This window comes from Sphingomonas telluris, assembly GCF_022568775.1.
Taxonomy (GTDB): Bacteria; Pseudomonadota; Alphaproteobacteria; order Sphingomonadales; family Sphingomonadaceae; genus Sphingomicrobium; species Sphingomicrobium telluris.
The window spans coordinates 1,721,132-1,740,674 of sequence record NZ_JAKZHW010000001.1 but is presented as its reverse complement, the minus strand read 5'-3'; the positions used below and the strand labels follow the sequence as shown (position 1 = coordinate 1,740,674).

The 19,543-nt window shown below is 64.5% G+C and carries 21 protein-coding genes; 15 read left to right on the top strand and 6 right to left on the bottom strand.

From position 1 onward, the window contains the following. Window positions 1–4 precede the first annotated feature (4 nt). Window positions 5–1,867 carry a signal peptide peptidase SppA gene (gene sppA, locus LZ016_RS08820; RefSeq protein WP_241447009.1) on the bottom strand — a complete coding sequence of 621 codons (1,863 nt, stop codon included), beginning with the start codon at window positions 1,865–1,867 and terminating at the stop codon, window positions 5–7. 107 nt (window positions 1,868–1,974) lie between these two features. Between sppA and LZ016_RS08815 the strand changes: the two genes are divergently transcribed. Then, window positions 1,975–3,951, top strand: coding sequence for a protein-disulfide reductase DsbD family protein (locus LZ016_RS08815; RefSeq protein WP_241447008.1), 1,977 nt, complete (start codon window positions 1,975–1,977; stop codon window positions 3,949–3,951). Here the strand turns inward: LZ016_RS08815 and LZ016_RS08810 are convergent. After that, window positions 3,923–5,593: an amidohydrolase gene (locus tag LZ016_RS08810; RefSeq protein ID WP_241447007.1), complete on the bottom strand. Its 1,671-nt coding sequence runs from the start codon at window positions 5,591–5,593 to the stop codon at window positions 3,923–3,925. The two genes, LZ016_RS08815 and LZ016_RS08810, sit on opposite strands and share 29 nt — an antisense overlap. Before the next feature lie 50 nt (window positions 5,594–5,643). Here LZ016_RS08810 and LZ016_RS08805 point away from each other — a divergent pair, with 50 nt between their 5' ends. Together LZ016_RS08805 and LZ016_RS08800 are read left to right on the top strand one after the other, a co-directional pair. Continuing rightward, entirely contained in the window at window positions 5,644–6,876 is a 1,233-nt protein-coding gene (locus tag LZ016_RS08805; protein WP_241447006.1) for a threonine ammonia-lyase, read from the top strand. Window positions 6,877–7,008: 132 nt separating this feature from the next. After that, the gene (locus tag LZ016_RS08800) at window positions 7,009–7,824 is read left to right on the top strand and encodes an arginyltransferase (protein WP_241447005.1); all 816 of its coding nucleotides are present in this window, start codon (window positions 7,009–7,011) and stop codon (window positions 7,822–7,824) included. 12 nt (window positions 7,825–7,836) lie between these two features. Here LZ016_RS08800 and LZ016_RS08795 read toward each other — a convergent pair whose 3' ends face one another. Both LZ016_RS08795 and ctrA read right to left on the bottom strand, forming a co-directional pair. Beyond that, on the bottom strand, window positions 7,837–8,679 hold the full coding sequence (locus LZ016_RS08795) for a porin family protein (protein WP_241447004.1): 843 nt from the start codon (window positions 8,677–8,679) through the stop codon (window positions 7,837–7,839). A gap of 196 nt (window positions 8,680–8,875) precedes the next feature. Continuing rightward, entirely contained in the window at window positions 8,876–9,589 is a 714-nt protein-coding gene (gene ctrA, locus LZ016_RS08790; protein WP_241447003.1) for a response regulator transcription factor CtrA, read from the bottom strand. Window positions 9,590–9,685: 96 nt separating this feature from the next. Between ctrA and LZ016_RS08785 the strand changes: the two genes are divergently transcribed. From LZ016_RS08785 to LZ016_RS08775, 3 genes are read left to right on the top strand one after another with little or no spacing between them, the layout of a single operon-like run. Next, window positions 9,686–10,399, top strand: coding sequence for an RluA family pseudouridine synthase (locus LZ016_RS08785; protein WP_241447002.1), 714 nt, complete (start codon window positions 9,686–9,688; stop codon window positions 10,397–10,399). Then, window positions 10,389–10,799 carry an alternative ribosome rescue aminoacyl-tRNA hydrolase ArfB gene (arfB, locus tag LZ016_RS08780; RefSeq protein WP_241447001.1) on the top strand — a complete coding sequence of 137 codons (411 nt, stop codon included), beginning with the start codon at window positions 10,389–10,391 and terminating at the stop codon, window positions 10,797–10,799. The genes LZ016_RS08785 and arfB overlap by 11 nt, the downstream gene beginning before the upstream one ends. Continuing rightward, entirely contained in the window at window positions 10,799–11,278 is a 480-nt protein-coding gene (locus LZ016_RS08775) for a GAF domain-containing protein (RefSeq protein WP_241447000.1), read from the top strand. Before arfB ends, LZ016_RS08775 begins: the two co-directional genes overlap by 1 nt. Window positions 11,279–11,281: 3 nt before the next feature. On the opposite strand, the gene LZ016_RS08770 is transcribed toward LZ016_RS08775, so the two are convergent. Together LZ016_RS08770 and LZ016_RS08765 are read right to left on the bottom strand one after the other, a co-directional pair. After that, a complete protein-coding gene (locus LZ016_RS08770) occupies window positions 11,282–11,881 on the bottom strand; it encodes a hypothetical protein (RefSeq protein WP_241446999.1) in 600 nt (199 codons plus the stop codon). 116 nt (window positions 11,882–11,997) lie between these two features. Beyond that, window positions 11,998–12,471, bottom strand: a complete 474-nt coding sequence (locus tag LZ016_RS08765; protein ID WP_241447498.1) for a universal stress protein — start codon at window positions 12,469–12,471, stop codon at window positions 11,998–12,000. Between the two features lie 125 nt (window positions 12,472–12,596). Here LZ016_RS08765 and LZ016_RS08760 point away from each other — a divergent pair, with 125 nt between their 5' ends. From LZ016_RS08760 to LZ016_RS08720, 9 genes are all read left to right on the top strand, one after another. Continuing rightward, entirely contained in the window at window positions 12,597–13,913 is a 1,317-nt protein-coding gene (locus LZ016_RS08760; protein WP_241447497.1) for a pyruvate dehydrogenase complex dihydrolipoamide acetyltransferase, read from the top strand. Beyond that, a complete protein-coding gene (locus LZ016_RS08755) occupies window positions 13,914–14,126 on the top strand; it encodes a hypothetical protein (RefSeq protein ID WP_241446998.1) in 213 nt (70 codons plus the stop codon). Between the two features lie 359 nt (window positions 14,127–14,485). Then, complete coding sequence (locus tag LZ016_RS08750) at window positions 14,486–14,869, top strand: acyl-CoA thioesterase (protein WP_241446997.1); 384 nt, start codon at window positions 14,486–14,488, stop codon at window positions 14,867–14,869. Continuing rightward, window positions 14,862–16,277: a dihydrolipoyl dehydrogenase gene (gene lpdA / locus LZ016_RS08745; RefSeq protein ID WP_241446996.1), complete on the top strand. Its 1,416-nt coding sequence runs from the start codon at window positions 14,862–14,864 to the stop codon at window positions 16,275–16,277. The genes LZ016_RS08750 and lpdA overlap by 8 nt, the downstream gene beginning before the upstream one ends. 24 nt (window positions 16,278–16,301) lie before the next feature. Continuing rightward, window positions 16,302–17,582: a Xaa-Pro dipeptidase gene (locus LZ016_RS08740; RefSeq protein ID WP_241446995.1), complete on the top strand. Its 1,281-nt coding sequence runs from the start codon at window positions 16,302–16,304 to the stop codon at window positions 17,580–17,582. A 67-nt stretch (window positions 17,583–17,649) separates the two neighbouring features. Beyond that, window positions 17,650–17,847: a hypothetical protein gene (locus tag LZ016_RS08735; RefSeq protein WP_241446994.1), complete on the top strand. Its 198-nt coding sequence runs from the start codon at window positions 17,650–17,652 to the stop codon at window positions 17,845–17,847. Window positions 17,848–17,900: 53 nt separating this feature from the next. After that, window positions 17,901–18,239, top strand: coding sequence for a DUF3140 domain-containing protein (locus LZ016_RS08730; RefSeq protein WP_366512895.1), 339 nt, complete (start codon window positions 17,901–17,903; stop codon window positions 18,237–18,239). Between the two features lie 71 nt (window positions 18,240–18,310). Then, window positions 18,311–18,715, top strand: a complete 405-nt coding sequence (locus LZ016_RS08725) for a cupin domain-containing protein (protein WP_241446992.1) — start codon at window positions 18,311–18,313, stop codon at window positions 18,713–18,715. Window positions 18,716–18,886: 171 nt separating this feature from the next. Beyond that, on the top strand, window positions 18,887–19,498 hold the full coding sequence (locus tag LZ016_RS08720) for a PEPxxWA-CTERM sorting domain-containing protein (RefSeq protein WP_241446991.1): 612 nt from the start codon (window positions 18,887–18,889) through the stop codon (window positions 19,496–19,498). Window positions 19,499–19,543 lie beyond the last annotated feature (45 nt).

Below are 19,543 nucleotides of genomic sequence, written 5' to 3'. Positions count from 1 at the left end.
GGCGCTAGGACAGCCAACTCATTAGAGCGGACAGGAAGCCGACGTCCTTCTTGTCGACCCGCGCCGGTGCGACGGCGGGGCACTCGAGGCAGCGGACCTGGATGCTCGGACCGCTCAGGACCGACCGCATGTCGGCGACCGCCTGCGCAAGCTGTACCTGGCCGTTGCCGACGAACGCGAAGCTGTCCGTGCCCGTATCGCCGTCCTGCTTTTCGGACTGCGCGAGCATCTCGAGCAGCTGTTCCTTGAAGGTCGTGGGTCGCTCCAGATAGGTCACGCCGCGATCGTCCTTGGCGAGCTTCGCGAGATCGCCGGCCTTCTGGATGGCATCTTCCATCCCGCCGAAGCCATCGACGAGGCCGATCTGGTGAGCGGTTCCGCCGTCCCACACACGTCCCTGGGCGATTGCGTCGATCTGCTGCGGCGTCTTGTGGCGGGACTGGGAAACGATGCCAAGGAAGCGGCTATAGATGGAATCCACGCCGGTCTGCAGCAGCTGGCTGGCTTCCGGCGATGGGCCGTTGAGCACGTCCGGCTCACCCGAAAGCGGGGTCGTCTTGATGCCGTCCGCTCCGAGGCCGAGCTTCTGGAGGGTGCCTTCGAAACTCGGCAAGATTCCGAACACGCCGATCGATCCGGTGATGGTCGAAGGCTCGGCGTAGATGAAGTCGGCGGGCGTGGAGACCCAATAGCCGCCCGATGCCGCGACGCTGCCCATCGACACGACGACGGGAAGCTTCTGCCGCTTCGCTTCGAGGATCGCCTGGCGGATCCGTTCGGACGCGAGGACCGAGCCGCCGGGGCTGTCGACCCGAACGACGAGCGCCTTCAGGTCGTAGTCCTGCAGGCCCTTCTCGATGAGCTGCGCGATGGTCTCGCCGCCGGCGGTGCCGTTGGCGGCCTTGCCGTCCACGATCATGCCCGCGACCGTGATGACGCCGATCGGTCCGCGGCCCTGATGCTCGAGTGTTTCGCGGCCGTAGGCGGCGAGCTTGATGCGCTTGTATCCGCCGAGTGCGCTGTCGTCCTCCCCACCGAGCTCAGCCAGGCGCCGTTCGAACACCTGACGGTCGGCGATCTTGTCAACGAGGCCGGCATTCTGCGCCGCCTTCGCCATATCGCCGCCCGCAGCCTGGACGACGCCGGGCGTGTTGCGCAGGAAGTCGTCGACCTTCGCCTTCGGGCGAGCCTTGAGGACGCCTTCGCGCCAGGACTCCAGCAAAGCGTTGCCGAGCGCCTGCGCGTTTTCGCGCGCTTCGGGCGACATGTCGCTGCGGGTGAAGGGCTCGACGGCAGCCTTGTAGGTACCGACGCGATAGACGTGCGGGTTGACGCCGAGCTTGTCGAGCAGGCCCTTGTAATAGAGGTGCTGGCTGCCCGGGCCGGCAATCGCCACGAGACCGAGTGGGTTCAACCAGATCTCCGAGGCCGCCGAAGCCACCTGGTAGCTGTCGTCGGTGTACCCGGTCGCATAGGCGAGCACCGGCTTGCCTGAAGTGCGAACCGCGCGAACCGCGTCGGACAGGTCGGACAGAGCCGTCTGGCCGCCGCCCGTGAAGCCGTCGAGGTCCAGCGCGACCGCCTTCACGCGATCGTCGGTGCGCGCTGCGTTCAGCACGGCGACGAGGTCGCGCAGGCGATATTCCTTGGGTCCGCTACCTCCGGAAACGACTTCGGAGAATTGCGCCTTCGAAGGCTGCTCGACGACGGAGCCTTTGAGGTCGAGCGTCAGCACGCCTTCGCCGATCGGCGTCGGCTTGGCCGATAGACCCGCATAGAGAGCGCCGAAGAAAAACAGCATGAGGATGAGGACGAGAGCGTCCTTGATCCCGACAAGAAGCTTCCAGATTGCCCGTGCGAAGCGCATCCGACTGAATCTCCGAATACAAAGCCGGTGTCTCGCTAGCGTAGAACAATGACCATTGCGAGGGGACGTCTTGCGCTTTGGATGTTCGGCTGTACCGAATCCGACTAATGCTCGGACGGCTCCTCCTGCTGATCGCGATGCTCCTAGCGCCGGCTGTGGCGCAGGCGCGCGGGGTCGAGCCGGAACTCGTCGCCGAAGGGCAGGCGCCACCGGGCGGCGAGGTCGAGCTCGCGATCCGCATGCGCCCCAAGGCTGGCTGGCACGGCTACTGGCTCAATCCGGGCGATGCCGGCCTGCCGATGGACGTAAAGTGGCAGCTTCCGCCAGGCTTCTCCGGGGGCGCCCTGCGCTATCCGGTCCCGACCCGCCTGACCGTCGCGGGGATCATGAATTACGTGTTCGAGCGGGATTATGCCGTGCTCGTGCGGTTGCGGGTGCCGAAGGACGCGAAAGGCACGGTGCCGATCCGCGCCGAGGCCCACTGGCTCGCCTGCACCGACAAGATCTGCGTCCCGGAACAGGGCGAGCTCTCCCTCGACCTGCCAGTCGGTACCGACGAGTCCGAGAACCGCGCGCAGTTCGATCAGTGGCGGCAGGCCCTTCCGCGGCCGCTGGCGACGCAGGCGAGGTTCGCGATTGCCGGCGACAAGCTCGAAGTGGCGATACCGCTTCCGAGCGAGGTGGAAGTCGACAAGCCCTATTTCTTTCCGGCGACCGACGGGCCGGTCGACTATGCGGGCAAGCAGCATTTCCGCCGCCTCGGCGACCAGCTGATCGCGGAGCTTCCCCGCCGGTCGGGCGAGCCGAAGGATTTCACAGGTGTGCTGGCCTATGGGGATGGCCGTGGGTTGGAAGTGCACGCGCTTCCCGGCACAGTTCCGCACGGCGGTCGAACGATCGGCGAGGTCGCTCCCAACGCGATCGTCTGGGCGGTACTGGGCGCGATCGCGGGTGGCATCCTCCTGAACCTGATGCCCTGTGTGTTTCCGATCCTGGCGCTCAAGGCGCTCCATCTCGCGCGGGGTGGGGGCGAGGAGAAGGCGGCGAGGCGCGACGCGCTTGGCTACGTCGCCGGGGCGATTGTGGGCACGGGAGCGTTGGGGGCCGCGTTGCTCGCGCTGCGGGCGAGCGGAAGCGCGGCCGGCTGGGCGTTCCAGCTTCAGGACCCTCGCACTCTCGTCCTCCTGTTTTTACTGATCCTTGCGATCACGCTGAACCTGCTGCGCGTCTTCGAAGTGCCCGCCGTTGCGACGGAGGCGCTGCCGAGCACGAGCTTTGGCACAGGCGCGCTTGCGGCCTTCGTGGCGACGCCCTGTGCTGGTCCGTTTCTAGGTGCCGCTCTCGGGACCGCCTTGCTCCTCCCGCCTGCCGGTTCGGTTGCGGTGTTTGCGGCGCTGGGTTTGGGCCTGGGTCTTCCGTTCGTGGCTATAGCCTTCATTCCGGCAATTCGAACGCGGCTGCCCAAGCCCGGAGCGTGGATGGTCACGCTTCAGCGGCTGCTGGCGATCCCGATGGCGCTCACCGCCATGGGCTGCCTGTGGCTGATCTATCGCCTCGGCGGGACGACCGCGCTGGAGCTTTCGATTGCCGCGGGCATCCTGGTCGCGCTCAACCTAATTGGTGCGGGCCTACTGCAGCGGAAGGGGAAGCAGACCGGCTACATTGCCACGCTGGGAGCGGTCGCGATCGCCGGCCTCGTGGTCTGGGCGTTGCCGCCGCCTGCGGCCAAAGCACCGAGCGTCGAGGATGCCGCTTCATGGACCGAACGCGACGTCCGGGAAAGCCTCGGCAGGGGACAGCCGGCCTTCGTCTATTTCACGGCCGACTGGTGCCTGACCTGCAAGGCCAACGAGGCGACGAGCATCAATCGCAATGAGGTGCAGCAGGCATTCGACGATGCCGACGTCGCGGTTTTCGTTGGTGACTGGACCAACGGCGATCCGGCCATCACGCGCTTCCTCGAAAGCCGCGGGCGCGCAGGCGTGCCGCTCTATCTGTGGTACGAACCCGGCAAGGAGGCGGAGGAGCTGCCGCAAATCCTCACGCCGGCGATGCTTATCGAGCGGGCTCAGCGGAAGCGGTAGTCGTTCGCTCCCAGACCTTCTTGCCCGCAACCCACGTCTGCAGCACCTGCGTCTTCGCGACCGACCGTGCGTCCACCTTGCCGATGTTGCGGTCGACCAGGATGAAGTCCGCCCATTTGCCGGGTTCGAGAGCGCCGATCTTGTCCTCCGAGAAGCCGGCGTAGGCCGCGTCGCGCGTGAAGGCGTTGAGCGCTTGCTCGAACGTCAGCCGCTCCGACGGAATCCAGCCGCCGGCTGGTTGTCCGTCGACGTCCTGTCGGCTGATCGCTGCGGACAGACCGGGGAAGGGGTTCGGCGATTCCACCGGATAGTCGGACCCAAACGCGAGCCTCGCTCCCGACTTTAGGACCGTTTGCCAGGCGTAGGCGCCTTTGAGGCGATCCGGGCCGAGACGCTTTTCCGCCATCAGCCGGTCGCTGGTCTGATGGGTCGGCTGCATCGAGGCGATGATGCCTGCAGGCGAAAGGCGCGGAATGTCGGCGGGATCGACGATCTGGAAATGCTCGATGCGCCAGCGACGGTCCTTGCCGTACTTCTTTGATAGTTGTTCGTAGGTTGAGATGACCTGCGCGTTGGCCGCGTCTCCGATGGCGTGGACGGCTACCTGCAGTCCGTGGCTCGCCGCTTCGTCCGCCTTTGCAAGCAGTTCGGAGTCCTTGAGGAACTGGAGGCCGCGCGTGTCGGGCTTGTCCGCGTACGGCCGCTTCAGCCAGGCGCCGCGCGATCCGAGCGCGCCGTCCGCGTACAGCTTGATGCCGCCCATCCGAAGCCGGTCAGCGAACAGCCAGGGCGTCGGTCCGTTCGGGACCACGGCCCGCATGTTCTGCACGTCGAACGCATAGCTGATGATGCGGACGTTCAGCTTGCCACCTTGGCCGGCGGCCTGCATCGCGGCCCAATGCGAAGCGGACGTTCCCATGTCGCCGGTCGCCGTAATGCCGACCGCCAGCAGCTGCTCCTGTGCCTTATCCAGCGCCTGTGCGAGCTGCGCCGGCGACGGAGGCGGGACCTTCGAGTTCACCAGGTCCATCGCCGCGTCGACCAGCAGTCCCGTCGGACTCCCGTTGGCGTCGCGCTCGACCTTTCCGCCGACCGGGTCCTTGGTTGCTCCCGTGATCCCTGCGGCTTTCAGCGCGGCGCTGTTTGCGACGACGGCGTGACCGTCGACCCGTTCCAAGACCACCGGGCGGTCTGAAACGGCTACATCCAGATCCGCTGCCGTTGGAAAGCGCGATTCCTTCCAAAGCTCCTGGTTCCACCCGCGCCCGATCAGCCATGAATCGCTCGTCCGAGCTGCCGCATAAACCTTGAGCCGCTGCTGCACGTCGCCAACTGACGTCGTGCCAACGAGGTCGAGCTGAAGGGCGGCCATGCCCAGTCCCATCACGTGACCGTGCGCGTCGATCAGGCCGGGCAAAAGCGTGCGCCCCTGCGCGTCGACACGCGTGTCGGCCTGCGCGCTTTCGCCAGCGTGCAGGACCCGAACGACCTTCCCGTCATTTCCGACCAGCAGCCCAGCGAAGCGCTGCAACTTCCCGTCCGGCCCGACCTGAATGCCGTTGGCATTGTCGATCAAAGTATTGGCGAGGGCGGGAGAGGAAAGCAGCATGGCGATAGCGGCTGCGAACAGGCGTCTCTTCATCGGCGCGGCATAGCATTGTTGAATGACTGCGGAAGGTCTAGCGGATGGCCATGCTTCAGCCGTCCAGCGTGCAACCTCCCACGATCGATGACATCCGCGCCGCCGCCGAGCGCATTCGCGGCTCCGTGAACCGAACGCCCATGCTCCAGAGCAGGACGCTGTCAGAGATTATCGGGGCGGAAGTCTGGCTGAAGTTCGAGAACCTGCAGTTCACCGCGGCGTACAAGGAGCGCGGCGCCCTCAACAAATTGCTGCAGCTGACACCGGAAGAGCGCGCTCGCGGCGTGATCGCGGCGTCCGCCGGAAACCATGCGCAGGCCGTTGCATTTCACGGGAAGCGGCTGGGCATTCCCGTCATCATCGTGATGCCGACGGCAACGCCGACCATCAAGGTGACGCAGACCGAAGGCCACGGCGCAAAGGTCGTCCTTTACGGCGCCATGTTCGACGACGCCGACGCGAAGGCGCGCGAGTTGGAGCGCGAGGAAGGTTACGTGTTCGTCCATCCGTTCGACGATCCCGCCATCATCGCGGGCGCTGGCACGCTCGGCGTCGAGATGCTGGAGGATGCGCCCGAACTCGACACGATCGTCGTCCCGATTGGTGGCGGCGGACTGATGTCCGGCGTGGCTACGGCCGCGCGAGCACTCAAGCCGGAGATCGAGCTGATCGGCGTGGAGGCCGAACTCTATCCAGGCATGAAGTGCGCGGTCGACGGGCACGAGCGCCCCGTTGGGGGCGACACGCTGGCGGAGGGCATTGCGGTCAAGGAGCCGGGCCAGCTCACTTCGCGCATCCTCAAGGAATTGGCGGACGACATCGTCCTTGTGCCCGAGCGCGAGATCGAACGCGCCGTCGCAATGCTTGTCGGGATCGAGAAGACGGTCGTCGAAGGCGCGGGCGCGGCGGGATTGGCGGCGCTACTGGCGGATCCTGAACGCTATCGCGGCAAGAAGGTCGGGACGATCCTCTGCGGCGGAAACATCGACACCCACCTTCTGGCAACCGTGCTCGTTCGCGACCTCGCCCGGCAGGGCCGCATGGCGCGGCTTCGCATCGCAGCGCAAGACCGCCCCGGCGCGCTGGCCTCGATTGCCACCTGCTGCCAGGAAGCGGGCGTCAACATCATCGAAATCTACCACAGCCGGATCTTCAACCGCCTGCCGGCGAAGGACACGATCATTGAGGTCGAGTGCGAGGCCCGCGACGCGGAAGCTATCGACGACGTGATCGACCGGCTCGAGAAGGCGAAATTCCGCGTCGAGCGCGCGTCACTCGACTAACCTGTGTAAGCAACATCCATCCCAGTTCGGAACAGCAGTTCGCGTTAACCCTCTTTTCGCGCGGCGAACTCTTTTCTTCGGCGTTTACCAGTCGCATAAATGAGTCCGTAACGAACTGGGAGGCGAGTCCGCTTGAGCGCACCGTTTCGGTTTCCGAAATTCTTCGTGACCAATCCGTCGCCGTGCCCGTACTTGCCCGGCAAGGTCGAGCGGAAGGTTTTCACGGAGCTGTCGGGCCGTCATGCCGGTGAGCTCAACGAAGCGCTTGGCCGCATCGGATTCCGCCGCAGCCAGTCCGTCGCCTACCGTCCAAGCTGCATCGATTGCTCCGCCTGCGTGTCGGTCCGCGTCCTCGCCGCCGAGTTCACGCCGAGCGCGACTCAGCGCAAGCTGCTGAGGAAGCACGCGGACCTCGAGGTCACGGCCTGCAAGCCATGGACCACGCAGGAGCAGTATGAGCTACTTCAGCGCTACCTGGCCGTGCGGCACCCCGGCGGCGGCATGGCGGAAATGGACGAGAGCGACTTTGCCGACATGGTCGAGCAGACGCCGGTCCGCACCTATGTCGTCGAATATCGCGAGAAGTCGAAGGACGGGAAGCCCGGCAAGCTGGTCGGCGCCTGCCTGTCGGATCAGCAGGGCGACGGCCTGTCGATGATCTACAGCTTTTTCGACACCGGCCCGAAGTCGCGCAAGGGCCTTGGCACCTTCATCATCCTCGATCACATCGTTCGCGCGGCGCGGGCAGGGCTGCCCTACGTCTACCTCGGCTATTGGGTCGAGGGCTCGCCGCGCATGGCTTACAAGACCCGGTTCCGCCCGCTCGAGCGCCTCGGCCGCGATGGCTGGAGGCGGATGGACGACGCGGAGTGCGATGCTGCGGGCGCGGTCGACGAGATCGTGCTGCCGGGACGTCCGGCGCGCAATCGGATCCTAATCGACGCCTGATCAGGCGCTTCGTCAGAACGTGTACCGCAGTCCCAGGATGGGGCCGCTCTGGGCGATATTGTACCGGAAATCGTGGGTGTCGTAGTTGACCTTGAAGTAGCGCCAACCCGCGGCCAGCATCATTTTGTGGCTCAGCCGGTAGTCGACGGTCGCGACACCCTGCCAGCTGAAGTCTGAACCCCACAAGACGCCGCCGATGTCGCCGTAGAGCGTCACGCCGAATTTGCCGCCGGCCGGGAAAAAGAGACGCGTGGCAACGACGGGGTCGACCCACGTCTCCGACACTTTCGCACGTGCCTCTCGATTGGGACCGGTGAGCTTCAATTCGGTCGTGCTATTGTTGACCCGGCCGCCCGCGAAAAGGTCGACGACCACCGGACCCTCGTTGGCAACGCGGTAACCAGCGAGGCCCGTCACGGCCAACGTCTTCAGGTCCAGCTTGGCCTTCAGGAAATCGGGGTCGCGGACGCCCACTCCGTCGCTGGCACCCAAATGGGTCCACATTAGGTCGCCGAGGAAGATGAGCCGATCGTGCCGAGCCTCTGCCGCGCCCATGAAGGCGAACTTCAGGTTCTTGAGGACCTTGCTGAACTTCAGATCGACGTCAGCGGTCGGAAGGGGCGAGATGTCGCTGTCTCCATGGACGCTGGCGGCCCAGAGATAGGTGACCGTGGAAAACTCCCACTCCTTCGATGCGTCAGTCGCTTCGGTGGTCGTGGTTGCCGGCGCGGACGGCGGATCGGCCGCAGCAACTTCCGACACCGTCTCGGCGCTCGTCTGGGCGACCTGGGCATTCCCCGGTGATGGCAAGGCGGCCAACAGCGGCAGGGCCGCAAAGGCGCGATAGAACCTCATGCTGCGACCCCCCAAACCTTGTCCAGCTTCGAACGAAGCGAACTCGATAGGGTGGGAAATCCTGGAGTCACATAGGTTATTGTACGTAGGTGGCGGATTGAAACGACGGGCTCGATCACGATCGCGTCGGACAAAATGAAAAAGGCGGAGCGCTTGTTCAGCGCCCCGCCTCTTCATCCACCCTCCGTGGAATTCGTTACGCTACCGCCGCAGCGGGCTCATCCTCCGAAATTTCGTCGGGATCGCGCAACACGTAGCCGCGGCCCCACACGGTCTCGATGTAGTTCGCGCCGCCGCAAGCCAACGAAAGCTTCTTGCGCAGCTTGCAGATGAACACGTCGATGATCTTCAGTTCGGGCTCGTCCATGCCGCCGTAGAGATGATTGAGGAACATCTCCTTCGTCAGCGTCGTGCCCTTGCGGAGCGAAAGCAGCTCCAGCATCGCATATTCCTTACCGGTCAGGTGCACGCGGGCGCCGTCGACCTCGACCGTCTTGGCGTCGAGGTTCACGGCGAGCTTGCCGGTGCGGATGACCGATTGCGAATGACCCTTCGAGCGGCGCACGATCGCATGAATGCGGGCGACCAGCTCGTCGCGGTGGAATGGCTTGGTAACATAATCGTCGGCGCCGAAGCCGAGAGCGCGGACCTTGCTGTCCATCTCTCCGATGCCGGACAGGATCAGGACCGGGGTCGAGACCTTGGCCGTGCGGACCTTCTTGAGCACGTCGTAGCCGTGCATGTCCGGAAGGTTCAGGTCGAGAAGGATTATGTCGTAATCATAGAGCTTTGCGAGATCGAGGCCCTCTTCGCCCAGATCCGTCGTATAGACGTTGAAGCCTTCCGTACCGAGCATCAGCTCGATGCTCTTTGCGGTGGTCGGCTCGTCCTCGATCAGCAGTACGCGCATTAGAATTTCCCCCCGTTTCGACCGAGAGCGTTACGCCCTCTTAACGGCCTTGAAGCGGTCATTAACCATTCGATGTCTGAAGGGAAAAGGTTAATAATGTGTAACGCGCTGGAATCCGGCGGAATCGTTGCGGAAGAGTCACAGACCGCTAGAACGCCGGACATGCTCGACCAGCGGATCCTCTTCGTAGATGCCGAAGCGATCGTCATCGACAAGCCTAACGGCTTGCCGGTCGATACGCCGCGCCGAGGGGGCGACAGCATCGTGTCCAGACTGGATGAATTGAAGCTTGGCTTCCAGCGGCCGCCCGTCCCCATGCACCGCTTGGACCAGGACACCTCGGGCTGCCTGCTTCTCGCGCGTAGTCCGAAGGCGCGATCATCGCTGCAACAGGCGTTCGAGCAGCGGAGGGTCGACAAATATTACCTGGCGGTCATCGACGGCGAGATCGCCGACGAGGAAGGCGTCATCGACTTGGCGCTGGCAAAGCGATCGAGCGAGAAAGCGGGATGGCGGATGGTCGTTGATGCGAAGGGCGACTCCGCGATCACGCATTGGCGGCGCGTCGAAATCCGCGATGGCAAGACGCTTGTGGAGTTCAAGCCGCTAACGGGGCGGACGCATCAGCTCCGCGTGCACGCCCGCGAGGCGTTCGGCCGCGGCATCGTGGGCGACCGCGTGTACGGAGTGCCGGGGGGTCCGATGCTGCTTCACGCGTCGCGGCTCGTCGTGCCTCGCGACAAGAAAGCGACGATCGATGTGACCGCGCCGCTGCCGGAGCATTTCGGGGAATGGCGCGATGAAGCCTGAGGACGTCGTCATCCCGGAGGAGGCGCTCAGCGAAGCGTTCCTCGCTGCCACCGGACCCGGCGGGCAGAACGTCAACAAGGTTGCGACAGCGGTGCAGCTTCGCGTCGACTTGTTCCGGCTCGGTCTGCATCCGCACGCCTATGAGCGGTTGAAGCAGATCGCGGGCAGCCGCGTGACCGGCGCGGGCGAGTTGCTCATCACCGCTCGACGCTTCCGAACGCAGGAAGCGAACCGACAGGACGCGCGGCGGCGGCTGGCAGAAATGATCGCCGCTGCCCATATCGTCCAAGCCAAGCGCAAGCCGACGCGGCCAAGCCGGGCCGCGAAGGCTCAGCGCGTCGACAAGAAGAAGCAGCGCAGCGCGGTGAAACAGGCGCGCGGAAAGGTACAGTTCGACTGATGTACGACTTCAAGATCGCCGCCGCCGACAAGGCGACGCTCTACCGCGACCTGCAAAGCGCGGTCGAAGGCCTGACGGCGGGAGAGCCGGATGCGATTGCGAACATGGCGAACGTCGCGGCCGTGATCTGGGAGACGCTGCCGGACCTGAATTGGGCCGGTTTCTATCGCAACGTGGGTGGCGAGTTGGTTCTCGGCCCGTTCCAGGGCCGTCCCGCGTGCATCCGCATCCCCTTCGGGCAGGGCGTCTGCGGCGCAGCTGCCGAGACTTTGCAGGTCCAACGCGTCGAAGACGTCCACGCATTTCCCGGCCACATTGCCTGTGACGCCGCGTCGGCGAGCGAGCTGGTCGTTCCGATCGTCCGTGACGGCAAGCTGCTCGCGGTGCTCGACCTCGACAGTCCGGAAAAAGCCCGCTTCACCGCGGAGGATGAAGCGGGCTGCATCAAGATCGCGGAGCTTCTCGCCCGCGTTCTGTGATCCTTACTGAGCCGCGCCGACCGAGATCGGCAGCGGCTCCTTCGTTGCGACCTTCCACTCGGAGCCCTCAGCGGCAACCGCGCTGCGACCCTTCACGAAAAGACCACCGATGACGCCGGCCGCAGCAACTGCGCCGATCGTCGCGCCGGTGTTCCCGTCACCGGCCAGGCGAAAGTGCCCGCTCACCGGGATCGCGTGTCCCGAAAGCGTGATCGTCTCGATGTCGAATTCCAGCTTTGCCGATTTGCCGAAGGCGCCACGGCCGGAGCGCATGGAGATGCGGCCCGCTGCCGGAGTGCCGCGCGGAATCACGATGTAATTGCCGAGCATGACGTCCCGCGCGACCTTGAACGTCAGCGGATCGCCGACCTTCACGTCATGCGAGTCCAGCTTCTTGTCGAGCGTGACCCAGATGTCGGTGTTGCTGGGCAATGCCGAGCCGGGACCGACTTGCGGCAGCGCCTGGGCGACGATGGGCGAGCCTGGCGTCGCGGCGACTGCGGCGACGGGAGCGGCTTCCACTGCCGGCGTGGTTTCGGCGAACGCAGGTACAGACAGGCAGCTCGCGGCAATGCCGCAAGCCACAACAACTTTGAGATTCATGTAATCCCCCCTTGAACAGCCCAGAACTCGGGCGGGCGGATCATTCACGATCCGTGAGTGGGGTCAATGCTCATTCGTAGTAAACAGAATTAGGCAAAAACTGTGCAGAGAATGCTTTAGCTCAGCTGCTCCAGCCGTTCGTCGCTCAACGATCCCGGGATGATCATCACCGGGCAGGGAAGCTTGCCTGAATCGGGTCCCGTGAAGTGCGCTACCAGCGGGCCCGGGCTCCCCGAGGGCGCCGCTCCGAGCACCAACGCGGCAATTTCCTGCCGCTCGCCGAAATATTCGCGGACGACCTTGCTCGGCTCGCCGGACCGAATGACGATCTGCGGCTTCACGCCCGTCTCATCCATGATCTCGCCGATGGAGCCACTGACCACGCCTTCGATGCGCAGGCGCTGCTCTTCCTCGAACGCCGCCTGCACACCGCCCCACTGGACGAAATCTTGGGGCTCGACGACCGCGAGGACTTCGACGTCGCCATTGGTCTTGATCGCGCGGCGGGCAGCGAAGCGAAGCGCGACGCGCGCCTCCTGGCTGTCGTCGATGACGACGAGATAGGTACGTTTCGGTTCGTCCCCTGGCATCCGCAGCAATTGCTGCGTGAAACCGGCGTTCAGCGCAAGCAGCATCGTTCGTGCGTTGGCTGGGCCTTGACCCGGACCGCCGCATTGGCTTTGTGCCCGCGAGCCTGCCAAGCGGAAAGACGCTCATGCCGACCGAACTCAAAATGCCCGCCCTTTCCCCGACGATGGAGGAGGGCACGCTCGCCAAATGGCTCGTCAAGGAAGGCGACGAGGTGAAGTCGGGCGACATTCTCGCGGAGATCGAGACCGACAAGGCGACGATGGAATTCGAAGCGGTCGACGAGGGCAAGATCGCCAAGATCCTGGTCCCGGAAGGCACGGACGGTGTGAAGGTCGGCGCGCCGATCGCGATTCTGGCCGGTGAAGGCGAGGACGCGAGTGCTGCAGCCACTGCGGCGCCGAAGGCCGATACGCCTCCGGCCGCCGCCCCGGCGCCTGCGGCTCCAGAACCGAAGGCAGACGCAACGCCGAAGTCTCCGCCTCCTGCGCCGCAGCCGGCGGCGTTGGCACAAAAGTCCGCGGGCGACCGCGTGAAGGCATCGCCGCTGGCGCGCCGCATCGCGCAGTCCCAGAATATTGATCTCGCTGGACTGCAGGGCAGCGGCCCCGGCGGCCGGATCGTCCGCGCCGACGTCGATGCGGCGGTGGGCAAGGGCCCGGCTGCAGCGCCGGCAGCCGCTCCGGCGGCCGCGCCTCAGGCCGCTCCCGGGCTCTCGACGCACCTTGTCATGCCGGGACCGATCGAGCAGGCGATCCCGCACGAGGCGATCAAGCTTTCGAATATTCGCAAGACGATCGCTCGTCGGCTGACGGAATCGAAGCAGCAGATCCCGCACATCTACCTGACGGTCGACATCCAGCTCGACGCGCTCCTGAAGCTGCGCGGCGAGCTCAACGCGGGGCTTCAAAGCCGCGGCGTGAAGCTGTCGGTCAACGATCTGCTGATCAAGGCGCTCGCGCAGGCGCTTATCGAAGTGCCGGAGTGCAACGTAAGCTTCGCTGGCGACCAGCTGTTCAAGTACAGCCGTGCGGACGTTTCGGTCGCCGTGTCGATCCCGGCCGGCCTGATCACGCCGATCATCGTCGGGGCTGACACGAAGAGCGTGTCGGCGATCTCGACGGAGATGAAGGACCTTGCCGCCCGCGCGAAGGAAGGCAAGCTTCAGCCGACCGAATATCAGGGCGGCACCGCCAGCCTGTCGAACATGGGCATGTACGGCATCAAGCAGTTCGAAGCCGTGATCAATCCGCCGCAAGGCATGATCATGGCCATCGGCGCGGGCGAGAAGCGCCCCTATGTGATCAACGACAGCCTGCAGATTGCCACGGTGATGTCTGCGACGGGAAGCTTCGATCACCGCGCGATCGACGGGGCGGACGGAGCGAAGCTGATGCAGGCGTTCAAGCGCTTGGTCGAGAACCCGCTGGGGATGCTGGCCTAAATGAAGTGGCTGACGGCCCTGGCCATCGGCGCGATCCTCGGCTTCGCACTGCCGCTTGCGCTGGGCGGCCAGGGTGGCGCCTGGATGAGTTCGTTTGCGAAGTGGGGAACCATCCGCCCGCTCGAAGGCTCGCCGGGACTATTGTTCTCGATACCGCTGTTCCTGGCCTCGGCGATCGGCCTGCGCGTATTCTTCAACTGGCACAGTCGCTGAGCGCGTGCGCTACATCGCTCTGATAGCTTTGATTGATTTCTTCCTCGTGGCGGCATTCGTCCTGGTCTCGTCGGACAATTGGCACGTCGCCACGTTCTACTCGTTTTTCGTATGCCTGATCGGAATCCCAACGGGGATCGTTCTGGGGGTTCCGCTGCTTTGGGTGTCGAGGCGATTGGCTCCTGGTAATCCTGTTTTGCTCGCACTCGTCGGTGCAGCTGGAGGCGCGCTGATACCTATCGTGGCTAATTGGGGATTTTGGCAGTTCCCCTTTGTTGCATTGGGAGCCTCGCTCGGCTGTGTGTCCGCGTTACTTTGGTGGGCATTCGTAGAGCGACATCCTGACAGGCGTTCTTACTATGACTGACCGCGTTCCCGTCATTCGCGCAACGGCGATGCCGACGCATCTCAATCCGTACGGTGGCGTCTTCGGCGGCTGGCTGATCAGCCAGATGGCGCTGGGCGCGGGAAGCGAGGCTTCGCGTGTGGTGCGCGGCAAGGCGGTGCTGGTCGCGGCGGACGAGCTTCGCTTCAAGGGTGCTCCGAGCGTCGGCGACGAAGTCTCCGTCTACGTGGAGCTGCTTGAAAGCGGACGGACATCGCTCACCTATCGGGCGGAGGCGGTTTCCCGCGAACGCCACGGCGATACCGAGACGCAAGTTGCATGGGGCCGCTTCAAGTTCGTCGCGCTCGACGAAAACGACAGGCCCCGTGAGATCGAAGGACCGAATACCAATGGCTGAATCCTACGACGTACTCGTGCTCGGCTCGGGTCCGGGCGGTTATGTGGCTGCGATCCGCGCCGCGCAGCTCGGTCTCAAGACCGCGATCGTCGAACGCGAGAACCTCGGCGGCATCTGCCTCAACTGGGGCTGCATTCCGACCAAGGCGCTGTTGCGCACGGCCGAGGTCTTCCACCAGATTCAGCACGCCGACGCCTACGGCCTCGAATCCATCAAGGCTGGCTTCAAGATCGACAAGGTCGTCGCTCGCAGCCGCGCGGTGGCGAAGCAGCTCAATCAGGGCGTCACGCACCTGATGAAGAAGAACAAGATCGCCGTGCACATGGGCGAGGGGAAAATCACGGCGAAGGGCAAGCTGTCAGTCACGAGTGCGGACGGCAAAGCCACCGAACTCCAGGCCAAGCACATCATCGTGGCGACGGGCGCACGGGCGCGCGACCTGCCGTTTGCCAAGGCCGATGGTGAGCGCATCTGGACCTACCGCCACGCGATGACGCCGAAGGAAATGCCGACCGAGCTCCTGGTGATCGGATCCGGCGCGATCGGCATCGAGTTCGCGAGCTTCTATGCTGATCTCGGCGCCAAGGTGACGGTGGTCGAAATGCTCGACCGCATCGTCCCAGTCGAGGATGCGGAGGTCAGCGCATTTCTCGAGAAGCAAGTGACGAAGCAGGGCATGCAGGTGCTGACGTCCGCGGGCGTCGAAAGCCTGAAGGCGGATGCCAAGGGCGTCGCGGCGGTCATCAAGACCAAGGACGGCAAGTCCGCCGAGCACCGCTTCAGCCACGCCATCGTGGCCGTGGGCATCGTCCCGAATACGGAAAACATCGGGCTCGAAGCACTCGGCGTGAAGACGACCAAGGGGCATATCGACACCGACACCATGTGCCGCACCAACGTGCCGGGCATCTGGGCCATCGGCGACGTCACTGCGCCGCCCTGGCTCGCGCACAAGGCCAGCCACGAGGGCGTGACGGCGGCCGAGGCCATCGCGAAGGAGCTTGGCAACAAGGACGCGCACCCGCACGCAACCGACCCGGAAAACATCCCGGGCTGCACTTATTGCCGCCCGCAGGTCGCGTCGGTCGGATTGACCGAAGCGAAGGCGAAGGAAGCGGGTTATGAGGTGAAGGTCGGCAAGTTCCCCTTCATCGGCAACGGCAAGGCCATCGCGCTTGGCGAGGTCGACGGCTTCGTGAAGACGGTTTTCGACGCGAAGACCGGCGAGCTGCTCGGCGCGCACATGATCGGCGCCGAGGTCACCGAGCTGATCCAGGGCTACACGATCGGCAAGACTGCCGAGCTGGTGGAGGACGACTTCATCCAAAGCGTCTTCCCGCACCCGACGCTCAGCGAGATGATGCACGAGAGCGTCCTCGCGGCGTTCGGCCGGGTCATCCACATCTGACGAATTTAAACGGGGGGGATTTTGATGAAGCGCATGTTGCTCGCCGCTGCTGCGGCCTTTTCCTTTGCCGCGCCTGCGAGTGCAGCGACGGTGATCACGGCGGAACGCTACCTTGACGTGCAGACCGGCCGGTACGTGCCGAGCCCCGCGATCTTCGTTGACGACGGGGGGCATATCACTTCGATTGCCGACGCGCGGACGGTTCGGTGGGGGTCGGACGTCAAGCACATCGAACTCGGCAATCGGACGATCCTTCCCGGCCTGATCGACATGCACACGCACCTCGGGCCGGCGGATATCGGCGGCTATCGCTTCCTCGAATATACCGGCAGCTTCTGGCCGATCGTCGCGACGTCGACCGCTCGCGACATGCTCGACGGCGGCTTCACGACGATGCGCGTCGTCGGCTCGGGCGAGTGGGCGGACGTGGGGCTGAAGCAGGCGATCGAGGCGGGCTATGTCATCGGTCCACGCATCGTTCCGGCGGGCCATGCGCTCGGCGCGACCGGCGGTCATTGCGACGACACCTATCTTCCGCCCGAACTCCAGAAGCCGACCAAGGAAGAGGGCATCGGCGACAGCGAGGAGGAGCTGAAGTACCAGGTCCGCCGCCAGCGCAAGTTCGGTGCCGAGGTCATAAAGGTCTGTGCGACGGGCGGCGTCTTCTCGCGGGGGGATACGCCGGGCCAGCAGCAGCTGACGGAAGACGAGCTTCGCGCGATCGCGGATGAGGCGCACATGCAGGGCCTGCGCGTCGCTGCACACGCTCATGGCGCGAGCGGCATCAACGCCGCCATCCGTGCCGGCATCGACACGATCGAACATGCCAGCCTTCTCGACGATGAAAGCATCAAGCTCGCCAAGGCACGCAAGCGGCCGGTCTGGTTCTCGATGGACATCAAGAACACCGACTACACGCAGGCCGAGGGCAAGAAGAATGGCACGCTCGAAGAGAACATCCGCAAGGATCGCGAAATCGGGCAGATCCAGCGTGACAACTTCCGCAAGGCGCATGCGGCGGGCGTTCGCATGATCTTCGGCTCGGATGCGGGCGTGATGCCGCACTCGATGGTCGGGCAGCAGTTCGCGGTGATGGTCCAGTACGGAATGAGCCCACTCGAGGCGATTCAGGCGGCGACGCTAAATGCCTCGGAGGCCCTCGGCCGCAACGACGTCGGGGTCATCCAGGTCGGACGCTTTGGCGACCTGGTCGCGGTGGACGGCGATCCGTTGAGCGACGTCCGCGTGCTGGAGCATCCGGCAGCGGTCATCAAGGGTGGCCAGCTCATTCCGCACGAGCGTTGATGCTGGAACGGCGGCCGGACCCCGATTGTTCTGCCGTAAACGTCCTTTCGCAGATCAGGTACTTTCGATGAAACTCCCGACGTTCGTCCTCGCGGCCTCGCTCGCGCTCACCTTGTCCGCCTGCGGCGGGGGCGACGCACCGGAAGGAAACGGCGTGTCCGCCGATTCCAACCTCGACGCCGAGAACTTCAGCACCACGATCAACAGCGACGATGCCGTGATGAACGAGGCGGATCTGCGCCAGCTCAATCAGACAGGCGGCTAGCACCGCCTTTCGGCCAGCTTGAGCAGGGGCGGCGCTTCAGCTGTTAGGGCAAGGTGCCCGGGTTTGATCGCGCCAAGGTGCGTAAGGATTTCTCCGAGGCGGTGAACATGACCGCCTCGGAGCTCCGCACTTGGCTGCAAACGGAAGAGAGCAAGTCCGTCGGCTGGAAGGGCCAAGACGGCGCGGCTCGCGAGAGTGTCGGACATGCGAGCGGACGGCGCATCGTCACGCTCTTGGGCAGGCGCAAGGCGGAGCTTACCGACGACGACTATGCGCATATGCGGAAGGTCGTCGGGTACGTCCGCCGCCACTCGGCGCAGGAGCCGTCCAACAAGGTCACGTCGCGCTGGCGCTACTCGCTCATGAACTGGGGTCACGATCCGCTGAAATAGCGGCGCTCGTGAACAACATCCGTGTCAGGCTGTTGTGTGTCTGATCGACTTTCAAACGAGAAGGCACACCCATGAAGCGCGGCTTTTGCGACGACATCGACCGGCTGACGATCGACAACGAAGACTTCCGCCGCGTTCTTTATACGGGTGAGCACCTGCAGCTCGTGCTCATGACCCTCCAGCCGGGCGACGAGATCGGCGAGGAAGTGCACGAGGACCGCGATCAGTTCTTCCGGATCGAGGAAGGGCAGGGGACTATCGACATCGATGGGCGCGAGAACCCGGTCATGGACGATTTCGCGGTAATCGTGCCGGCTGGCGCTCGCCACAACGTGCGCAATACTGGCTTGGAGCCGCTCCGCCTCTACACGGTCTACGGCCCGCCCGAGCACAAGGACAAGGTCGTCCAACGCACCAAGGCAGAAGCCGATAAACGGCACCACGCGGAGGAATGGGACGGCGCTACCACCGAGTAGTCGCGTGTCGTCGCTAATCAGCCTCGGCTTGGCGAAGCATGCCCGCAACGCCCGGGTTTTATTGTGGGACAGCCGGAACCTTCGTCACACTCAAGATTAGTTAACGCGGCTTTAACCAATAAGGCCGCTCGCTCCCAATGGGGGGATCGAGCCTGTCAAAAGGGTAGGACAATGCGTCGCTCGCTCTCGAAGGTCCTTGGGCCTGTATTACTGGCTGCCGCCGCGATTGGCGTGTCGGCCCCTGCTTCCGCCGCGAATGGCGACTTTCTCGGCGGCTGCGACATCACACTGACGACGCCGGACGCGACCGCGTGCCAAGGCTATTACAGCGGCAATGTTCTCAGCGGGAACTCGACCGACATCGGGCTGCAGCAAAGCGCCATCGCCGCACTTCCCGGAACGTTCACCTGGGACGGTAACTGGACCGGCCTGGTCAATGACGGAAACGTCATAGGTTCTCTGACGAACGGCAACGAGCTGAACTTCGGCGAGACCCTGTTCGGGCAGACGATCATCGGCGCGCACTTCGGCAACATCCAGGACAACCTGGGCAACAGCGGCAACGTGTCGGTGTTCTGGCTCTTCGACTTCGGTACTGAAGGCGCCAGCTCGGTCGTGCTGGACAACATCCGCGGCTTCTCGAATGCAGCGCTTTATACCACCGGTTCCGGTGGCGGCGTTCCCGAGCCGACGACTTGGGCGATGATGTTGGTCGGCTTCGGCGCGGCTGGCTTCGCGCTCCGCAAGTCTCGCCGCACGGCGCGTCTTCCTCAGATGGCGTAACTTCCAGTCTGAGTGCAGTGGAGTGGAGGCGGTCCTTCGGGGCCG